This is a genomic window from uncultured Ferrimonas sp., assembly GCF_947489035.1.
In the GTDB taxonomy this organism is placed as follows: domain Bacteria; phylum Pseudomonadota; class Gammaproteobacteria; order Enterobacterales; family Shewanellaceae; genus Ferrimonas.
The window spans coordinates 98,637-117,834 of record NZ_CANLCI010000004.1; the positions used below are offsets into that span (position 1 = coordinate 98,637).

Here is a 19,198-nt window from a genome sequence, read left to right on the forward strand (position 1 = left end):
ATGGTGGTGTCGGGTTCTGCGCGCCGCGTAAGGCTAATGTTAGCCAACAACCGCGCCGACGCTGGTGCGACTACTGGCTAAGATAAACAGGCACTGGCGGCACCGCAAATGGTGCGGCTAGTCTTGCAGCCCTAAGGCACGGCGCACCGGCTTAAAACTGGTGCGATGCTCTGCTAGGGCACCGTGTTCTTCCAAGGCCGCTAAGTGTTGCTTGGTTGGATAGCCTTTATGGCCAGCAAAGCCGTATTGCGGGTGACGACTGTCGAGCTCAACCATCTCGGCATCGCGGGTAACTTTGGCCAAGATGGAGGCGGCGCTGATGGCGGGCTCTTTGTCATCGCCTTTAATCAATGCTTCCGCGGCCAAATCACCCAAATCGGGGCAACGGTTGCCATCAATGCGCACCAGATCTGGCCGTACCGACAACCCCGCAACCGCACGCTGCATCGCCAGCATGGTGGCGTGCAGAATATTCAGCTCATCAATTTCAGCCACATTGGCACGACCTAGGCTCCAAGCCAGTGCTTTATTTTGAATCTCAACAAACAGGGCTGCGCGCTTTTTCTCCGACAGTTTCTTTGAATCCGCCAAGCCCTCAATCGGGTTGTTCGGATCTAGGATCACCGCTGCGGTCACCACATCACCCACCAGCGGGCCACGGCCCACCTCATCAACTCCGGCAATTAACATGGTTTGTTCTCTATCAGTTCAAGCACCGCTTCCGCGGCACGGGCAGAGGCATCGCAGCGGATCTGCTGATGCAACTGGGTAAATTTGGCGACGGTGGCGCTTTGATCGGCAAACAGCTGCTGCTCAATCGCAGTCACGAGGTTGTCGCTGGTGCAGTCTTGCTGGATCAGCTCTGGCACCAGATCTTTGTCATCAAAGTAGTGCTGGCTCAGCAGGTTTGGCAGGCTAAAGCGATCAATCAGCATCAGTCGTTTGGCGATGCGATAGCTCAGCGGCGCGACTTTATACGCCACCACCATCGGCTTTTTGCACAGCATCGCTTCTAAGGTGGCGGTGCCAGAGGCCAGTAAGATGGCATCCGCGGCCATCATCACCGTGCGCGATTGGCCATCCACCAAGGTCAGTTTCGGTGCCTCGCTGCGCTTTGCCAATAACTGTTCAAGCTGCTGACGCCGATGTTGATTGGCCAACGGCACCACAATTTCGAGATCCGGGTACTTACGATTGAGTGCTGCCGCGCAGTCTAAAAAGGTCGGGCCAATCCGGCCCATTTCGCCACCTCGGCTGCCAGGCAACAACGCTAATACCTTGCCATCGGCAGTCAGGCCAAGTTGATTGCGTGCCGCTTGCGTGTCGATGGCCACGGGAATTTCATCGGCCAAGGTGTGGCCTACAAAGCAGCAGTTCACTTGGTATTGATCGTAAAACGCCTTTTCAAAAGGCAACAACGCCAACACTTGATCGGTGGCTTTGTCGATTTTAAAAATGCGCTTCGGGCGCCACGCCCACACGGATGGGCTGACGTAATGAACCGTGGGGATCCCCGCCTGCTTCAGTGGCAGTTCGATGCGTAAATTAAAGTCCGGCGCATCAACACCAACGTAGCAATCCGGCTGGGCAGCCAGCAGCTGGGCAATCAAACCGCGCTTGATGGCCAGCAACCGCGGCAAACGCCCCAGCACTTCCACCAACCCCATCACCGCCAGATCTTCCAGTGGGTACAGGCTGTCTAAGCCTTCGGCTTGCATCAACGGACCGCCAATACCAATAAAGCGCGCATCGGCGTGGTGCCGCTTCAGCGCTTTAATTAATCCGGCACCTAAAATATCGCCGGAGAGTTCTCCGGCGACGATGGCAAAGGTTAACGGCTTGGCCATATTAACGAACGATACCGCGGCTGGAGCTCTCAACGAAATCGGCCATGTCGGCCACTTCTGGGTGCTCTGCCGCCATCGCTCGTATTTGTGGGATCGCTTCTGCGGAGGTTAAGCCACTGCGATACAAAATTTTGTAAGCGCGGCGGATCGCTAAGATCGCTTCTTTCGAGAAGTGACGACGCTTCAACCCTTCAGAGTTAATGGCACGCGGTGCCGCCCCTTGGCCTGAAACCATCACAAATGGCGGTACGTCTTGCAGTACCAACGAACAACCCGCAGTAAAGGCATGAGCGCCGATGTGCACGAACTGGTGGACGCCGGTCATGCCGCCCAAAATTGCCCAATCGTCCACTTTTACGTGACCCGCAATCGACGCGTTATTGGCCATGATGATGTGGTTACCCACCATGCAATCGTGCGCCACATGGGTGTACGCCATAAACAAGTTGTCAGAGCCGATTTGAGTCAAGCTCTGATCTTGGGTGGTGCCACGGTGTACGGTGCAACATTCACGGAAAATGTTGTTGTCGCCGATAACCACCCAAGTGGCTTCGCCCTTGTACTTCTTGTCTTGGCACTCTTCACCGATGGAGGTGAATTGGAAGAACTTGTTGCCCTTACCAATTTTCGCCGGCCCTTTGATCACCACGTGGCTGCCAATCCAGCAGTCATCGCCAATCTCAACGTCGGCGCCAATAAAGGTAAATGGGCCAATTTCAACGTTGGCGCCAATTTTGGCATCAGGGTGGACTACTGCGTGTTCGCTGATCACTGTTCAATCTCTCGCTTAGCACACATCAAATCACAGCTGGCGGCCAGTTCGCCGTCAACGGTTGCACGTGCTTCAAAGAAGCCAATGCCGCGACGCTCTTTCTTCAACACCACTTCCAGCTCTAGGGTATCCCCTGGCACTACCTGACGTTTAAAGCGGGCGTTATCAATGCCAGCAAACAGATACAGGCAGTTTTCCTGCTTACCGTGGGTTTTAAAGGCCAAGATTGCGGATGCCTGCGCTAACGCTTCTAGGATCAAGACCCCAGGCATGATCGGCTGCTGGGGAAAGTGGCCAGGGAAGAACGGTTCGTTGTAAGTCACATTCTTACGGGCAACCAGACGCTCGCCAGGCGTAAAATCAAGAACCCGATCCACCAACATGAATGGGTGGCGGTGCGGCAGGTATTCCAAGATCGCATTTACGTCCATGGAATTAATAGACTCGGACAAAGCGGTTTCCTCAAACTGGTTGTTACTGGTCGTCAGCGTCTTGCGCTAACTGTTTCTCAAGTGCACGAATGCGACGGTACATGTCGTCGAGTTGACGCATGCGCACGCTGTTTTTTCGCCACGTTTTCGCTTCCTGCAACGGCGGCAACGAACCATACAGGCCCGGTTGTTTAATGCTGCCAGTGACGCCGGTCATGCCATTGATGTGGGTGCCCGGAGCGATTTCCAAGTGGCCCGCAATGGCACTGTTGCCGCCAACAATGCAGTGACGTCCAAGTCGGGTACTGCCGGCAATCACAGTGGCGCCAGCAATGGCGCTGTGGGCGCCAATAATATCGTTATGGGCGATCTGCACCAAGTTATCGATGATGCAACCTTCTTCGATCACGGTATCGTCAATGGCACCGCGATCGATGCAGGTGTTGGCACCGATCTCAACGTGATCGTGGATCACCACCCGGCCAGTTTGTGGAATTTTAATCCACAGGCCTTTTTCGTTGGCGTAACCAAAGCCGTCTGAGCCAATCACACAACCGGAATGGATGATGCACTGCGCGCCAACCACCACGTTATGGTACAGGGTAACATTAGCCCACAACTTGGTTTCTGCGCCGATGCGGCTGTTTAAGCCAATCACCGAGCCTGCACCGATCTGCACATTGGCGCCAATTACGGCACCCGCTTCAATCACCGCATTGGCACCAACGGCCACGCCGTCGGCCAACTGGGCGCTGGCATCGATCACCGCACTGGGGTGGATCTGCGTTGCTGCCGCTGGGGTGGTATCCAACATCTGCGCCACGCGCGCAAAACCCACATAGGGATCCTTCATCACCAAGGCGTTGCCGCCAAAGGTGTCAGCGTCAGCTTCAGACAACAACACAGCTGAAGCCTGAGTAGACTGCAGCTGTGCGCGATATTTGGGGTTAGCCAGAAATGCTATCTGGCCACTTTGGGCTTGCTCTAACGTAGCGACACCCTCAATGAGGGTGTCGCCGTTGCCCTGCAGGCGAGCGCCCAAGGCGCTTGCCAACTGCGCCAGGGTCATTTGGGTCATGCTTAGTTGCCTTGTTGTACTGCTTCCAGAACCTTAGCAGAGATGTTGTTGGTTTCGTCGGCCCACATTACGCTGCGTGCTTCCAATACAATGTCGTAACCTTCGGCTTTTGCCACAGATTCAATCGCTTTACCGATCTCCATAAGAATAACACGCTGCTCTTCTTGGCCGCGCTTCTGCATGTCTTCCTGCAACGCTTTGCCTTTCAGTTGCATGTCCGCTTGCAGCGACTGCATCTTACGTTCGATTTCGGTACGCGCATCGGCAGACATCATCGCGCCGTCTTTTTCCAGCTTCTGCTGCATCGATACGCCTTGCTCTTGCAGCTTTTTCATTGCAGTTACGCGCTCAGCGAACGCGTCCTGAACTCGCTGCTGCAGACCTTCCGCACTTGGGTGCTGGGCAACCAAACCTTGCATGTTGATCACGGCGATCTTCTGCTCTGCTTGGGCTGCTGGAGCCATAACTGCCAACATCAAGGCCACGGTAGCGATTACTTTTTTCACGGTAAAACTCCTATAAATCCAATTTATATTGTTGTTATTTCTGGCTTAGAAAGTGCGGCCAATATTGAACGAGAACACTTCGGTTTTATCCCCTTCGTACTCTTTAATTGGCTGCGCCAAGCTAAAGACCATTGGTCCCATTGGCGAAATCCATTGCACCGACAGACCGTAAGAGGCGCGAATGCGACTCGGATCGGAATAATCTTGGATCTTATCAAACTCAGACTGGGCATTGTCGCGGTAGCTATCGTACTCGAATTCAGTATCCCATACGTTACCGGCATCAACAAAGAAGGAACTCCGCACACTGTTTGAGTAAGCTTCATCCAAAAATGGCGTTGGCACAATCAGTTCGAAACTTAAGGTGGCAATGGCATTACCACCAATCGAGCTGCCATCTTCAACGGTAATCACGTTTGGATCGCCATTGTATCCAGGGCAGTTGAAGCCGGAAGCATCAGGCAGACACGTTTGGCCACCCGCAGTAACATAAAACGCTCGCGGTCCCACTGAGTTGGTTTCAAATCCGCGCAAGATGGTGCTACCACCGGCGTAGAAGTTCTCCCAAAACGGCATGATCTGCTCGCTGTCACCCACTTTGCCGTAACCGTTACCGTAACCTAACTTACCACGGGCCAAGAAGATCCAGCGGTGGTTGCGGCTTAACGGTTGGTAATAGGTGTTGTCGAAGCTAACTTTGAAGTACTCAGTATCACTGCCTGGTACCGTCATTTTGGTGCTTAAGCGTTGGCTTTCACCGTCAGACGGGAACTGACCACGGTTTAAGGTGCTGCGATTCCAAGAGGCGTTCACTTCGAAGTTATCAAACGCCAGTTTCGAGTTTGGATCGTTCAAATCGCCAAAAATATCGCGGAATTTCAGTACCTGTTGGTACGGCGTAACCTGCGACAGTTCGTTGTGGCGGTAACCAAAGCCAAAGCCCAAACGGTTGTATTCGTTTAATGGCCACGAGGTATTAAAGGCCACCCCATATGAGTCGTTTTGGTAAGACTCAAGGTAGTATTCATCGGCATCAAACGATGACCAGAACACGTTCACACCGGCGCTGACCCCGAAACGGGTGAAGTAGGGATCGGTGTAAGACAGATCGATACTTTTTGAGTAAGACTTGGTGTTCACGTTGATGCCAACGCTGTTACCGGTACCCATAAAGTTACTTTGCGACAACCCCAGCTGCAGACTTAAGCCGCCCGAGGTGCCATAGCCAACACCAAAGTTAAAGGAGCCGGATGGCTGCTCTTTCACTTCGAAATCCACATCCACTTGATCATCGCTGCCCGGAACCGGATTGGTCTTCGATTCAACGGTTTCAAAGAAGCCTAAGCGGTTCAAGCGCGACTTAGACAGTTCCACGTTACGGCTGTTCAGCCACGCACCTTCCATCTGTCGCATTTCACGACGCAGCACTTCATCTTTGGTTACGGTGTTACCGCTGAAGTTAACGTTGCGTACGTAGATCCGCTTGCCCGGTTCAACATTGATGTTCAACGTCACTTCGTTGGTGTCATCATCAATTTCCGGGAAGGTTTTCACGGTTGGGTAAGCGTAACCGTAGCGACCAAGGAATTTGCTGATCAGCTCTTCTACAAAAGTGATTTCAGCGGCGTTATAAAGTGCGCCCTCTTTGATCGGCACCAAGCTTTCTAACAGCTCGCGCTTTTCCAGCAAGTTGCCGGTCAGCTTGACCTCTTTAACGTTGTACTGCTCGCCTTCATCCACGTTAATGGTGACGTACAGCCCCTCTTGATCTGGGGTCATCGCGACTTGGGTAGAATCAACTTTAAACTTGATGTAACCGCGGTCTTGGTAGTGCGAAGTGATCGTTTCCAGATCCCCTTCTAGCTGCTGCTTCTGGTAGCGGCGCTCGCCAAAGAAATCCCACCAGGCAACGTAGTCGGTCAGCTCCAGTTTGGAGATCAGCTCTTCATCAGAATAAACGTGGTTACCCACTACGTTTATCTGCTTAATTTCTGCGGCATCGCCCTCTTCAAACTTCAGTTTCAGCTCAACTCGGTTGCGGGGCAAATCGATGATCTGCGCGCTCACTTTGGCGTTGTATTTGCCGACGCTGTAGTAGAAGTCCTGCAGCCCTTTTTCGATTTCGGTCAGTACGGTGCGATCAAGGGATTCGCCCACTTTGACGCCGGAACCGTTCAGGCTTTCTTGCAGTTGTTCATCTTTGATGTCGCTGTTGCCATCTAAATTGATGCTCGAGATGGTTGGGCGTTCACGCACGGTTAAGATTAAAGTGCCGCCATCGCGGATCACTTTTACGTCTTCAAAGTTGGCAGAGCGATAGAGGGTTTTAATGGCCCGTTGCAGTGCCACTACATCCAGCTCGTCACCGACCTTTACCGGTAAGTTAAGCAATGCAGCACCTAGTGCAACTCGTTGTAACCCTTCAATTTTAATGTCTTCAACGACAAACGGCTCGAAGCTTGCTGCCTGGCTAGTCCCGCTAAAGGTCGCGCCGATCAGCAGCATCGACGCCATGATTTTATTTAGTCTCATAGAGGCGATTTTCTTGTTATTCCTAAGTCCCTATAGTCGGGCAACGTCGTTGACAATGGCGAATGTCATTAACAACAGCAGCAGCGCCGAGCCTATCCGAAAGCCTATCTCTTGTACCTTCTCAGGTACCGGCTTGCCGGAGAAAAGTTCTATAAAGTAATAAAGTAAATGGCCCCCATCAAGCACTGGCAGTGGGAACAGGTTTATGATCCCCAGGTTTACGGACAGTACCGCTAAGAACCCAAGAAAATAGACCAACCCCACGCCGGCACTCGAGCCAGCCCCCTGAGCGATGGCAATAGGCCCGCCCAAATTGTTCAGCGACAGATCGCCAGTGAACAGTTTTGCAAATGTCGACAGCGTAAGTACTGAGAAATCCCAAGTTTGCTGCGCTGCTTTAACCAGTGCCCCACCTACCCCAAACTGCTGGGTGATCTTGTAGGACTCTGGCCAAGGTTGGCGTGTTGGGGCAACCCCAATTTTGCCCACGACCTTGCCATCCACCAAGGTACCTTTAGGCACCACGGTAACGCGCAACCGCGCGCCGTTTCTTTCGACATCAAATTCAAGTGGTTGTTCCGCACTTCTGGCAACCACAGCCACAAAGGCTTGCCAATCATCAATGGCGGCACCATTGAGATGAGTCAGTCGATCCCCTTGGCGAATGCCGCCAGCAAAGGCGGCGCCTTGCTCATCCACAAAGGCTAAGGTGGCGATGATTTTCGGTACCCACAGATTGATGCCAAGGCTGGTTGTTAACGCCTCGGTTTCTGGGTTTACTTGCCACTGGCGGGTATTCAGTTGGTATTGCTGTTCGCGGCCATCGCTATCAATGCTGATGCTGAATTGATCCGCGCCGATTTGGGCAGCCAAAGCGATATTGAACGATTCCCAATCCTGCACCGTTTTGCCGGCAACAGCGGTCACAATGCCGCTGTTTGGCAGCTGCGCTTGGGCGGCGATGGAATTCACGGTAGGGGTGGTCAGCACCGGCTTAATTGAGGGCACACCCAGCAGGTATTGGCCAAACCACAGCACAAACGCCAACGCGAAGTTTGCTAAGGGGCCGGCGGCCACAATGGCCATGCGCTGGCCAACGGGCTTGCGATCAAACGCTTGGTGTTGCTGTTCTGGAGCAACCTCGGTCACGCGGCCATCCAGCATGCGCACGTAGCCCCCAAGGGGAATAAGCGCGATCACGTATTCGGTGCCGTCTTGACCCACCTTCTGCCACAACGGTTTACCAAAGCCGATGGAGAAGCGTTCTACTTTGACTCCGCACCGGCGGGCAACATAGAAGTGACCAAATTCATGGATGGTGATCAGGAGTCCGATGGCAACGATAAACGCGCCCGCATTCCACAAAAACTCCAGCATTAACGTCCTCGTTTGATCCATTCTGCCGCAACGCGGCGAGTCTCGCAGTCCAGTTGTGCCAAGCCTTCTAGGCTATGGCGTGCAGCCAAATCGACGCGCTCAAGACAGTAACGGTTTACGCGAGCAATGTCACTAAAACCCAGATTTCCATCAAGAAAAGCATCAACGGCTTGTTCGTTTGCGGCATTGAGCACCGTGGTGGCTTCTTGCCCTTGTTGACACGCTTCCATCGCTAGCTGTAAGCAGGGGTAGCGCTTAAAGTCAGGTTGCTCAAAGGTTAATTGTCCGACCTTGAAGAAATCCAAAGGTTCCACCCCAGCGCCAATACGCTCGGGGTAAGCCATGGAGTGCGCGATCGGAGTGCGCATATCGGGCTGGCCTAGCTGCGCTAAAACCGAACCGTCTTTGTACTGCACCATGGAATGGATAACGCTTTGCGGGTGAACAACCACTTGGATCTGCTCGGCACTGGCGTTAAACAACCAACGTGCCTCTACGTACTCTAAGCCTTTGTTCATCATCGTGGCTGAATCCACTGAGATTTTACGGCCCATGCTCCAGTTTGGGTGGGCACAAGCTTGCTCGGGGGTAATCTCGGCAAACTGATCCAGCGGCCGCGTGCGGAATGGGCCTCCGGAGCCGGTCAATAGCAAGTGTGAGATCCCTGCAGCGGCTAAATCGCAATGGCCTAAGTTACCCTGAACCTCCAGCGGCAAACTTTGGAAAATGGCGTTGTGTTCGCTATCCACCGGCAGCAACGTGGCGCCAGAACGCTTCACTTCGTCCATAAAGATCCGCCCAGACACCACCAGCGCTTCTTTATTAGCCAACAAGATGCGTTTGCCTTGCTTCACCGCCGCCATGGTGGACGCTAGCCCCGCCGCACCAACGATGGCGGCCATGATGGTATCCACTTCACTGCGCTCAGCGACATCCACCAACGCCGGTGCGCCAGCCAGCACTTCGGTCGAGGACTTCCCCGCCAGTAGCTGCTGCAGAGTTTGGGCGGCAACCGGATCCACCAACACCGCCACCTGCGGCTGAAACTCTAAACACAGCTTCGCCATTGCGGCAGCATTGCTGTTCGCTGTCAGGGCAAAGACGTTGTATTGCTCTGGATGGCGGCGCACTACGTCTAGGGTGCTGCTACCGATAGAGCCGGTAGCGCCAAAGATGGCGAGGTTTTGCATGGTTTAGGCTCCGAACAACAGCAGTAAGGTAACAAACACCGGCATCGCCGCAGTCACGCTGTCGATGCGATCCAGCACCCCACCATGACCCGGCAATAAGCGACCACTGTCTTTGATCTTGGCCGCGCGCTTAAACATGCTTTCGGAAAGATCCCCAAGCGCCGACGCTAAGCCGGTTACCATGCCCAGCACAATCGCTTCAACTGCGTTGATGTTTGGCACCATTTGCCACGCGACCAAGCTCAACAGCGCGCACACCAGCATGCCACCGGCCAACCCTTCGCGGGTTTTGCCTGGGCTCACCCGTGGGATCAGTTTGTTTTTGCCTATGGCCTTACCAACAAAGTAGGCCCCGGTATCAGCCCCCCAAACCAACAGCAGTACCGCCAGTACAAGCCAAGCCCCATCAAAGTCGCCGACCCAGCCTTTTAAGGCCACCATCGCGGTAAAACACGGCAAAATGGTCAGTTGGCCAAAGAGCGACTTCAACATGGCGTTAGGCTGCCACAACGTGCTGCTGCGCGGGAAGGTAAGGACTAACCCCAACGCCACTAACCACCACAGGGCGCCGGCGATGGTGATGCCTTGGTAAACCGAATTCAGCTGGCCGTCGAGCCACAAGGACTCCAGCGGCACAAAAAACATCAGTGCCGCCAAAATGGCCGCAATGGCCGCACCAAAAACCAATTTTGCCGGTGCCACGCCAGGCAACACAAAGGCGCCCCATTCGCGGCCAGCCAAGGCCATGACAATGGCAATCACAATGGCAAATTGCTGCAAAGGCAGCATAAAAATGGCTGCCACGGCTAATGGCAGCAACATCAAAGCAGTTAACACACGTTGCTTAAGCAAACGAACCTCGATTGTAATTATTTGATGGAAGGGTCGAGCCGAAGCGCTTAGCTTGGGTTCGCAACTTGATCACCGGTTAAACCAAAACGGCGCTGACGACTGGCAAAACATTCCAGTGCCTCGGCCATGGCGGTGTCGGCAAAGTCAGGCCATAACACGTCAGAAAAAAACAGTTCGGCGTAAGCGCATTGCCACAAAAGGAAGTTGCTGATGCGTTGCTCGCCTCCGGTACGGATCAACAGATCGACTTCAGGCTGAGACGCTAAAGAGAGGAAACGGTGCATGGTTTGTTCGTTGACTTGGTCAATGCTCAGCTCCCCTTGTTGCACCAACTTGCACATCTGCTGTGCAGCATTGGCGATATCCCAGCGACCGCCGTAGTTGGCTGCAACATTCAGCATCAACCCATCGCATTCTGCGGTCATCCGTTCAGCATCGCGGATCCGCTGCTGCAGCTTGTCGTCAAAGGCGCTGATGTCACCCACAATTCGCAGGCGCACGTTGCTCTGCTTCAACAACTTAATCTCACGGCGCAAGACGGTCATAAACAGTCGCATCAGCAACTGCACCTCTCGTGCTGGTCGTGACCAGTTCTCACTGGAGAAAGCGAATAAGGTTAACGCTTCAACGTTTTGTTCGCGGCAGATCCGCACCACTTCACGCACTGATTTAACACCAGCACGATGCCCTATCACTCGAGGCTGCCCCTGCGCTTCAGCCCAACGGCCGTTTCCATCCATGATGATAGCAATGTGGCGAGGCTTAGTGCCTAAATAAGGCGGTGAGAAAGATTCAGACATGAAATGGGGTTCCGCAACCAACGTAAATACACAAACGCCGTGTAGTATACTCCTACACGGCGTTTTTTCTAATCAACCACACGCGATTGCTTAGACTTCCATCAGCTCTTTTTCTTTGTCGCCCAAGATCACTTCGATCTCTTTAACAAATTTGTCGGTCAGCTTCTGAATTTCATCTTCGCCACGGCGCGCATCGTCTTCAGAGATCTCTTTCTCTTTTTCCAGACCTTTGATGTCACCGTTAGCATCACGACGGATGTTGCGGATAGCAACGCGACCCGCTTCTGCTTCGCCACGAACCACTTTAACGAGGTCTTTACGACGCTCTTCAGTCAGTGCTGGCAGTGGGATACGCAGTACCGCGCCGGCAGAGGATGGGTTCAACCCCAGATCCGATGCCATGATCGCTTTTTCAACGGCTTGAATCATCGAGCGGTCAAATACGGTTACCGCCAGAGTGCGAGAGTCTTCTGTGGTCACGTTACCAACCTGATTCAACGGCGTTTCCGCGCCGTAGTAGGAAACGGTGATGCCGTTCAGCAGGCTTGGGTGAGCACGGCCGGTACGGATTTTAGAAAACTGGTTGCGAGTGGCATCTACGCTTTTCGCCATGCGCTCTTGCGCATCTTGTTTGATCTCGTCAATCACGGGATTACTTCCTATTTGCTAACTAAATCGGCTTAGTTGATCAGAGTGCCGATGGCTTCACCCATCACCACGCGACGCAATGCACCGGCTTCATTCATATTGAAGACTTTAATTGGAAGTTGATGGTCACGAGCCAAAGTGAAGGCCGACAGGTCCATCACTTTCAATTCTTTGTCCAAAACTTCGTTGTAGCTGAGCTTATCATACTTCACGGCTTCAGGGTTTTTCACTGGATCGTCAGTATAAACGCCGTCCACCTTGGTGGCTTTTAGCACGATATCGGCTTCAATTTCGACGCCACGCAAACACGCAGCGGAATCGGTGGTGAAAAATGGGTTGCCCGTACCAGCAGAGAAGATCACTACGCGGCCAGATTTCAGCAAGCTGATGGCTTCAGCCCATTGGTAGTTGTCACACACACCGTTCAGTGGAATGGCCGACATCAACCGGGCGTTAACGTAAGCCCGGTGCAGGGCATCACGCATCGCCAAGCCGTTCATTACGGTCGCCAACATGCCCATGTGGTCGCCCACAACGCGGTTCATGCCCGCTTTGGCCAACCCTTCACCGCGGAACAGGTTACCGCCGCCAATCACTAAACCAACTTGGACACCAAGTTCTACCAGCTCTTTAATCTCTTGTGCCATGCGATCCAATACTTTGGAATCGATGCCGAAGCCCTCTTCACCCATCAGGGCTTCGCCGCTCAGTTTCAACAAAATACGACGGTAGGCAGGTTTTGGATTGGTGCTCATATATTCATTCCTGATTGGATACCACTGGCCATAATTCACTGCATTCGCAGGCAATAACTTAAGGCTAATGGTATAGAAAGACCGCAGTAAAGTACCGCGGTCTTAATTACTCGAAGCGAGTGAGATTATTGCTTAGCAGCAGCTACTTGAGCAGCAACTTCAGCAGCGAAATCTACGTCGTTCTTCTCGATGCCTTCGCCAACTTCTAAACGAACGAAGGTTACTACGTCAGCACCTTTTTCTTTCAGCAGTTGACCAACGGTCTTAGAAGGATCCTTAACGAAAGGCTGACCGGTCAGTGATACTTCACCGGTAAACTTACGCATACGGCCTTCAACCATCTTCTCAGCGATCTCTTTAGGCTTGCCAGAGTTGATTGCGATTTCTACTTGGATTTCGCGCTCTTTAGCAACAACGTCTTCAGATACGTCTTCTGGCTTAACAAACTGCGGGGAAGCAGCTGCAACGTGCATTGCGATGTCTTTAGCCAGCTCAGCGTCGCCGCCGTTCAGTACTGCAACAACACCGATTTTACGACCGTGGATGTAAGCACCCAGGTTGTCGCCATCAACGATTTGAACACGACGTACAGTCATGTTTTCGCCGATTTTAGCTACCAGCTCAGCACGAACGACATCAACGGTAGAACCGTTCATTTCAGCCGCTTTCAGTACTTCGATGTCGGTGATGTTGTTCGCCAGAGCGATATCAGCAATGCCGTTCGCCATAGCGTTGAAAGATGCGTCCATCGCTACGAAATCAGTTTCGCAGTTTACTTCCAGCATGACAGCTTTGCCGCTGTCTTGCTTGATGATGATGGTGCCTTCTGCAGCAACACGGCCAGCTTTTTTAGCTGCCTTTGCCAGACCAGACTTACGCATATCTTCGATGGCTTGCTCGATGTTACCGTCGGTAGCAACCAACGCTTTCTTACAATCCATCATGCCAGCGCCAGTGCGCTCACGAAGCTCTTTTACCAGAGCAGCAGTAACTGCCATTGTCATATTCCTCTAGACAGGAGTCTTAACTTAGAAAACAGGGGCCATAGGCCCCCGTTTAAACCAATACAAACTTGGTCACTTGAGGGAAGGATAACCCTTCCAACAAATTATTCAGCTTCTACGAAACCGTCTTCAGCTTGTACTACTACGTCTTGGTTGCGACCGTCACGAACGGTTTGAGCAACAGCGCCGGTGTACAGCTGGATAGCACGGATCGCATCATCGTTAGCAGGAACGATGTAATCAACACCATCTGGGTTGGTGTTGGTATCAACGATAGCAACAACTGGGATACCCAGGTTGTTTGCTTCTTTGATAGCGATGTGTTCGTGGTCAGCACCGATTACGAACATAACGTCTGGCAGACCGCCCATGTCTTTGATACCGCCCAAAGACTTGTCCAGTTTAGCCATTTCGCGAGTACGCATCAGAGCTTCTTTCTTGGTCAGCTTCTCGAAAGTACCGTCTTGAGACTGTGCTTCCAGATCTTTCAGACGCTTGATGGACTGACGAACGGTTTTCCAGTTGGTCAGCATGCCGCCCAACCAGCGGTTGTCAACGAAGTACTGGTCACAAGACTGAGCAGCTTCTTTAACAGCAGGACCAGCAGCGCGCTTGGTACCTACAAACAGAACTTTACCGTTCTTAGATGCGATGTTCTGGATGAAAGCCAGAGCTTCGTTCATCATTGGAACAGTGTGCTCCAAGTTGATGATGTGTACTTTGTTACGAGCGCCGAAGATGAAAGGCTTCATCTTAGGGTTCCAGTAACGGGTCTGGTGACCAAAGTGAACACCAGCTTTCAGCATGTCGCGCATGGAAACAGTAGCCATGATTTACCTCTGTATGGGGTTAAGCCTCCACGTACTCCATAGTCCGACTCCCGCATACCCATTAACGAGCCGAAAGCACCCCGAACTATGTGTCGGTACGTGTGTGGTTTATAGTTTCAAATTAAATATATAATGACCGCCTTTAAGCCCAACTACAGCGTTAGCGAAAACGCCAACGGTTGAACTGAGCAAACAGTCGGCGCGGAAAGTACCACACTGGAACGCGAAGCTCAATCTGTGCGCGTCAAAATAGACCAACAAACGCTGAAATAAAGAGTAGACCAATGAGTATTGTCATCAAGACCCCTGAACAGATCGAAAAGATGCGTGTAGCCGGCCGTTTGGCCGCCGAGGTGCTGGATATGATTGGCCCCCACGTACAAAAAGGGGTTACGACCGAGGCGTTAAACCAAATCTGTCATGATCACATCACCAAAGAGCAGCAGGCGATCCCTGCGCCACTGAACTACCACGGCTTTCCAAAATCCACCTGCATCTCCATCAATGAAGTGGTTTGCCACGGCATTCCTGGCCACAAAAAACTGAAAGATGGCGACATCGTTAACATCGACATCACCGTGATCAAAGATGGTTACCACGGCGATACCTCCAAGATGTTTATTGTTGGCCAAGCCACCCCTCGCAATAAAAAGCTGGTCGAGGTTACGCAGCAGTCGCTGTACGCCGCCATTAAACAGATCAAGCCTGGTGCCTGTTTAAGCGACATTGGCGCCACCATTCAGCCGATTGCTGAAAGTGAAGGGTTCTCGGTGGTGCGTGATTTTTGTGGCCACGGCATCGGCGAAGGCTTCCACGAAGAGCCGCAAATTGTGCACTACAAAAACAAAGCGCGGGTCGCACTGAAAAGCGGCATGATTTTCACCATCGAGCCGATGATCAACGCCGGTGATTACCGCTGTAAGGTCAGCAAGAAAGACGGTTGGACCGCCACCACCAAAGATGGTCAGCCTTCCGCTCAGTTCGAGCACACACTGCTGGTCACCGACAACGGCTGTGAAGTGCTAACCTGGCGTGAAGAAGAAGCCGATTTGCTGCCTCGCATTATCAGCCACAGCTAAGCGTAAGAAGCGAGTTTAAGGATGAACAACCGCGAACTAATCAGCAGCTATCGCGCCGCCGCCGAGGCCTTGGATCAGCAGCAGCTGCTGCAGTTTAACCAAGGCCAACCGATCGGGCTGTTACTGGCTGAACGCGCGGTTGCCATCGATCAACAGCTGCAGCAACTGTGGCAGCACTGTCAGCTAGAACGGTTTCCGCTGACTTTGGTTGCCGTGGGTGGTTATGGCCGCGGCGAACTGCACCCACGCTCTGATATTGATCTGCTGATCCTGACTCAAGACAGCATCTGTGCCGAACAAGAACAAGGGCTGGGGCAGTTTTTAACCGCCCTGTGGGACGCCAAGTTAGAGATTGGCCACAGCGTGCGCTCGGTCAACGAGACCCTGTGCCAAGCCAGCGACGACGTCACCATCGCCACCAACTTACTGGAATCTCGGCCAGTGTGCGGCGAGCTGGGGCTGTATCAACAGTTAACGTCTGCCTTAGAAGACCCTCAATTTTGGCCCTCGTCGGCGTTTTTTAAAGCCAAATTCGACGAGCAAAAAGAGCGCCACAGCAAAAGCACTCCGTTTGACTTAGAGCCTAATTTAAAATCCTGCCCTGGCGGCTTACGGGATCTGCAAACCGTCACCTGGGTTGCGCTGCGCCACTTTAACGCCACCTGCTTAGCCGAACTGGTTAGCCACCGTTACCTCACCCCCGAAGAACTGGAAGAGCTTAACGCTTGCCGAGTGTTTTTGTGGAAGCTGCGCTTTGCCCTGCACCACGTTGCCGGTCGGGCCGAAGATCGGCTGCTGTTCGATTTTCAAAAAGAGGTCGCCTCGCTGATGGGCTACCGCGACGGCGCTCAGCTGGCGGCGGTAGAACAGCTCATGAAACGCTTCTATCGCACCGTGCGAGCGGTGCGCGAGCTCAACCAGATGCTGTTGCTGCTGTTCCGGCAAACCTTGGGGGACAAAGCCCTACCCAGCCCGACCCCGATTTGCGATCTGTTTTATCAGCGTGGCCACTACATTGAAGCCCGCCGCAATGATGTGTTTGCCGAGCCCGGCAACATGCTCAAACTGTTCGTGACCTTAGCCCAACATAACGAAATTGATACGGTATCGGCCTCGACCCTGCGCATTTTGCGTAATGCCCGCCGCAAGCTAAAGCAACCGTTGGCCGAGGAAGAGGGCAACCGCAAACTGTTTATGGACATTTTGCGCCACAAAGACGGCATCAAGGCGTTGTCGCTCATGCACCGTCACGGGATCATGGGAGCCTACCTCAAACCGTGGCAGCACATCGTTGGCCAGATGCAGTTTGATCTGTTTCACGCCTACACCGTTGATGAGCACACCCACCGTTTGCTGCAGTTTATACAGCGCTTTGCCGATCCCGATCATAAAGAGATCTTCCCCCTTGGCAGTGTGCTGATCGAGCAGCTGCCGAAAAAAGGGCTGCTTGTGTTGGCGGCGATTTTCCATGACATCGGCAAAGGTCGAGGTGGGGATCACAGTGACATTGGCGCCGAAGAAGCCCGCCGTTTCTGTCAGCAGCACAACATGAACGAACACGACGGTCGGTTGGTGGCGTGGCTGGTGCAACACCACTTAGCGATGTCGGTTACCGCACAGCGCCGCGACATTACCGATCCCGATGTCATTGATGCCTTTGCCCAACGGGTCAAAGATCAAAATCAATTGTCCTACCTCTATTGCCTCACTGTCGCCGATATCTGCGCCACCAATAACACCCTCTGGAACAACTGGAAGGGCTCACTGCTGCGCCAGCTCTACCACGCCACCCGAGATCGATTAAACGTGGGCATGTCACTGCCGGTGGATAGCCGCAGCCACATTCGAGAAAACCAATCGAAAACTCGCAATCAGCTGCAGCGGCAAGGCTACGACAATCTGGCCATCGATCAATTGTGGCAGCGCTTTAATGCCGACTACTTTTTGCGTTTCACCCCGCAGCAGATCCAACTGCAAAGCGAGCACCTGCTTAACCAAAGCAAGCCGGATTACCTGGTGGAGATGAGCATTGATCCCAGCCGTGGCGGCACCGAATTGTTTGTGCACGCTCCCGACAGCCAAGGGGTATTCACTCGCATTATGACGGTGCTAGACAGCAAGCGAGTGTTGGTGCACGACGCACAGATCTTTACCAGCAAAGACGGCTTCGCCCTAGACAGCTTCATGATCCTCGAGGAAGATGGCACCCCAGTGCAAAACCCATCGCGGATCGCCAGCATTCGTAAAAGCATGCTGCAAACCCTGCGCCGAGAACAAACCCCCAAGCACATTAAGCGACGACTGCCACGGCGCTTACGCTCCTTTAAAGTGCCGACTCGGGTCACATTTTTAAGCAGCAAACGTAAGAACCGCAGCATGATTGAGCTGATCACGCTCGACCAACCGGGACTTTTAGCGCAAATTGGCGCAGTGTTCGACCATTGTGACGTGGTCGTAAAAGCCGCCAAAATCACCACCGTAGGGGAAAAAGCGGAAGATTTCTTCCAGCTTGCCAGTCCGTCTGGGCAACCCTTATGCAGCGCAACGCAAGAGCGCTTGCGCCAAAGCCTCATTGAGGCACTCAATCCAGATGACACACCCAATTAGGAGTAACCGATGACTGAACTGCAAAACCGCATTGAAACGGCTTTTGAACGCCGTGCCGAGCTGACCCCAGCCAACGCCCCCGCTGAACTGGCTGCTGACGTCAAACAAGCTCTAGCGATGCTGGACAGCGGTGAAGCCCGTGTGGCCGAGAAGAAAGAGGGCCAATGGGTCGTCAACGAGTGGCTCAAGAAAGCCGTGCTGTTGTCGTTTCGCTTGTTTGATAACCAAGTTATCCCAGGCAACGACACCAACTACTACGACAAGGTACCGCTGAAGTTTGCGGATTACGATGAAGCCCGCTTCATCAAAGAGGGCATGCGCGTTGTGCCGCCAGCAACCGTGCGCCAAGGTGCCTTCATCGCAGGCAACACCGTGCTGATGCCATCTTACGTAAATATTGGTGCCTACGTAGATTCAGGCACCATGGTTGATACTTGGGCCACTGTGGGTTCTTGTGCTCAGATCGGCAAAAACGTGCACCTGTCTGGTGGCGTTGGCATTGGCGGCGTACTTGAGCCGCTGCAAGCCAGCCCAACCATCATTGAGGACAACTGCTTCATCGGTGCTCGCTCTGAAGTGGTCGAAGGGGTGATTGTTGAAGAAGGATCGGTCATTTCGATGGGCGTATTTATCGGCCAATCCACGCGGATTTTCGATCGCGAAACCGGCGAAGTCTCATACGGTCGTGTGCCAGCGGGCTCTGTGGTTGTCTCTGGTAGCTTGCCGTCTAAATGCGGCACCTACAGCCTCTACGCTGCCGTTATCGTGAAGAAAGTAGACGCAAAAACCCGCTCTAAAGTGGGCATCAACGAACTGCTGCGCAGCGCAGAAGCCAGCGCTTAATTCATGCGCCTACTAAAAAAAGCCCTTACTGCTTAGCGGTAAGGGCT

18 protein-coding genes are annotated in these 19,198 nt (G+C 53.1%); 3 read left to right on the forward strand and 15 right to left on the reverse strand.

What is annotated here, in order from left to right; all coding sequences use genetic code 11:
• Window positions 1–117: 117 nt before the first annotated feature.
• The 15 genes from rnhB to rpsB form a co-directional block, all read right to left on the reverse strand.
• Window positions 118–690: a ribonuclease HII gene (rnhB, locus tag Q0796_RS04030; protein WP_298440475.1), complete on the reverse strand. Its 573-nt coding sequence runs from the start codon at window positions 688–690 to the stop codon at window positions 118–120.
• A complete protein-coding gene (gene lpxB, locus Q0796_RS04035) occupies window positions 684–1,847 on the reverse strand; it encodes a lipid-A-disaccharide synthase (protein WP_298440477.1) in 1,164 nt (387 codons plus the stop codon). The genes rnhB and lpxB overlap by 7 nt, the downstream gene beginning before the upstream one ends.
• 1 nt (window position 1,848) lies before the next feature.
• Window positions 1,849–2,619 carry an acyl-ACP--UDP-N-acetylglucosamine O-acyltransferase gene (gene lpxA, locus Q0796_RS04040; protein ID WP_298440478.1) on the reverse strand — a complete coding sequence of 257 codons (771 nt, stop codon included), beginning with the start codon at window positions 2,617–2,619 and terminating at the stop codon, window positions 1,849–1,851.
• Window positions 2,616–3,071 carry a 3-hydroxyacyl-ACP dehydratase FabZ gene (gene fabZ, locus Q0796_RS04045; protein WP_298440479.1) on the reverse strand — a complete coding sequence of 152 codons (456 nt, stop codon included), beginning with the start codon at window positions 3,069–3,071 and terminating at the stop codon, window positions 2,616–2,618. Before fabZ ends, lpxA begins: the two co-directional genes overlap by 4 nt.
• Before the next feature lie 22 nt (window positions 3,072–3,093).
• On the reverse strand, window positions 3,094–4,128 hold the full coding sequence (gene lpxD, locus Q0796_RS04050) for a UDP-3-O-(3-hydroxymyristoyl)glucosamine N-acyltransferase (protein ID WP_298440480.1): 1,035 nt from the start codon (window positions 4,126–4,128) through the stop codon (window positions 3,094–3,096).
• A 2-nt stretch (window positions 4,129–4,130) separates the two neighbouring features.
• A complete protein-coding gene (locus Q0796_RS04055; RefSeq protein ID WP_298440482.1) occupies window positions 4,131–4,634 on the reverse strand; it encodes an OmpH family outer membrane protein in 504 nt (167 codons plus the stop codon).
• A 45-nt stretch (window positions 4,635–4,679) separates the two neighbouring features.
• Window positions 4,680–7,166 carry an outer membrane protein assembly factor BamA gene (gene bamA / locus Q0796_RS04060; protein WP_298440484.1) on the reverse strand — a complete coding sequence of 829 codons (2,487 nt, stop codon included), beginning with the start codon at window positions 7,164–7,166 and terminating at the stop codon, window positions 4,680–4,682.
• Window positions 7,167–7,196: 30 nt separating this feature from the next.
• Complete coding sequence (rseP, locus tag Q0796_RS04065; RefSeq protein WP_298440486.1) at window positions 7,197–8,543, reverse strand: sigma E protease regulator RseP; 1,347 nt, start codon at window positions 8,541–8,543, stop codon at window positions 7,197–7,199.
• Window positions 8,543–9,733 carry a 1-deoxy-D-xylulose-5-phosphate reductoisomerase gene (gene ispC / locus Q0796_RS04070; protein WP_298440488.1) on the reverse strand — a complete coding sequence of 397 codons (1,191 nt, stop codon included), beginning with the start codon at window positions 9,731–9,733 and terminating at the stop codon, window positions 8,543–8,545. The genes rseP and ispC overlap by 1 nt, the downstream gene beginning before the upstream one ends.
• A 3-nt stretch (window positions 9,734–9,736) precedes the next feature.
• Window positions 9,737–10,585, reverse strand: coding sequence for a phosphatidate cytidylyltransferase (locus Q0796_RS04075; protein WP_298440490.1), 849 nt, complete (start codon window positions 10,583–10,585; stop codon window positions 9,737–9,739).
• Between the two features lie 47 nt (window positions 10,586–10,632).
• A complete protein-coding gene (uppS, locus tag Q0796_RS04080) occupies window positions 10,633–11,385 on the reverse strand; it encodes a polyprenyl diphosphate synthase (RefSeq protein WP_298440492.1) in 753 nt (250 codons plus the stop codon).
• Between the two features lie 90 nt (window positions 11,386–11,475).
• A complete protein-coding gene (frr, locus tag Q0796_RS04085; RefSeq protein ID WP_298440494.1) occupies window positions 11,476–12,033 on the reverse strand; it encodes a ribosome recycling factor in 558 nt (185 codons plus the stop codon).
• Window positions 12,034–12,065: 32 nt separating this feature from the next.
• Entirely contained in the window at window positions 12,066–12,788 is a 723-nt protein-coding gene (gene pyrH / locus Q0796_RS04090; protein WP_298440495.1) for a UMP kinase, read from the reverse strand.
• Between the two features lie 125 nt (window positions 12,789–12,913).
• On the reverse strand, window positions 12,914–13,786 hold the full coding sequence (gene tsf, locus Q0796_RS04095) for a translation elongation factor Ts (protein WP_298440496.1): 873 nt from the start codon (window positions 13,784–13,786) through the stop codon (window positions 12,914–12,916).
• Between the two features lie 110 nt (window positions 13,787–13,896).
• The gene (rpsB, locus tag Q0796_RS04100) at window positions 13,897–14,622 is read right to left on the reverse strand and encodes a 30S ribosomal protein S2 (protein ID WP_298440498.1); all 726 of its coding nucleotides are present in this window, start codon (window positions 14,620–14,622) and stop codon (window positions 13,897–13,899) included.
• Window positions 14,623–14,906: 284 nt separating this feature from the next.
• On the opposite strand from rpsB, the gene map reads away from it, so the two are divergent.
• From map to dapD, 3 genes are read left to right on the forward strand one after another with little or no spacing between them, the layout of a single operon-like run.
• The gene (gene map, locus Q0796_RS04105; protein ID WP_298440500.1) at window positions 14,907–15,701 is read left to right on the forward strand and encodes a type I methionyl aminopeptidase; all 795 of its coding nucleotides are present in this window, start codon (window positions 14,907–14,909) and stop codon (window positions 15,699–15,701) included.
• A gap of 21 nt (window positions 15,702–15,722) precedes the next feature.
• On the forward strand, window positions 15,723–18,308 hold the full coding sequence (glnD, locus tag Q0796_RS04110) for a [protein-PII] uridylyltransferase (protein ID WP_298440502.1): 2,586 nt from the start codon (window positions 15,723–15,725) through the stop codon (window positions 18,306–18,308).
• Window positions 18,309–18,317: 9 nt separating this feature from the next.
• Window positions 18,318–19,151, forward strand: a complete 834-nt coding sequence (gene dapD / locus Q0796_RS04115; RefSeq protein ID WP_298440504.1) for a 2,3,4,5-tetrahydropyridine-2,6-dicarboxylate N-succinyltransferase — start codon at window positions 18,318–18,320, stop codon at window positions 19,149–19,151.
• Window positions 19,152–19,198 lie beyond the last annotated feature (47 nt).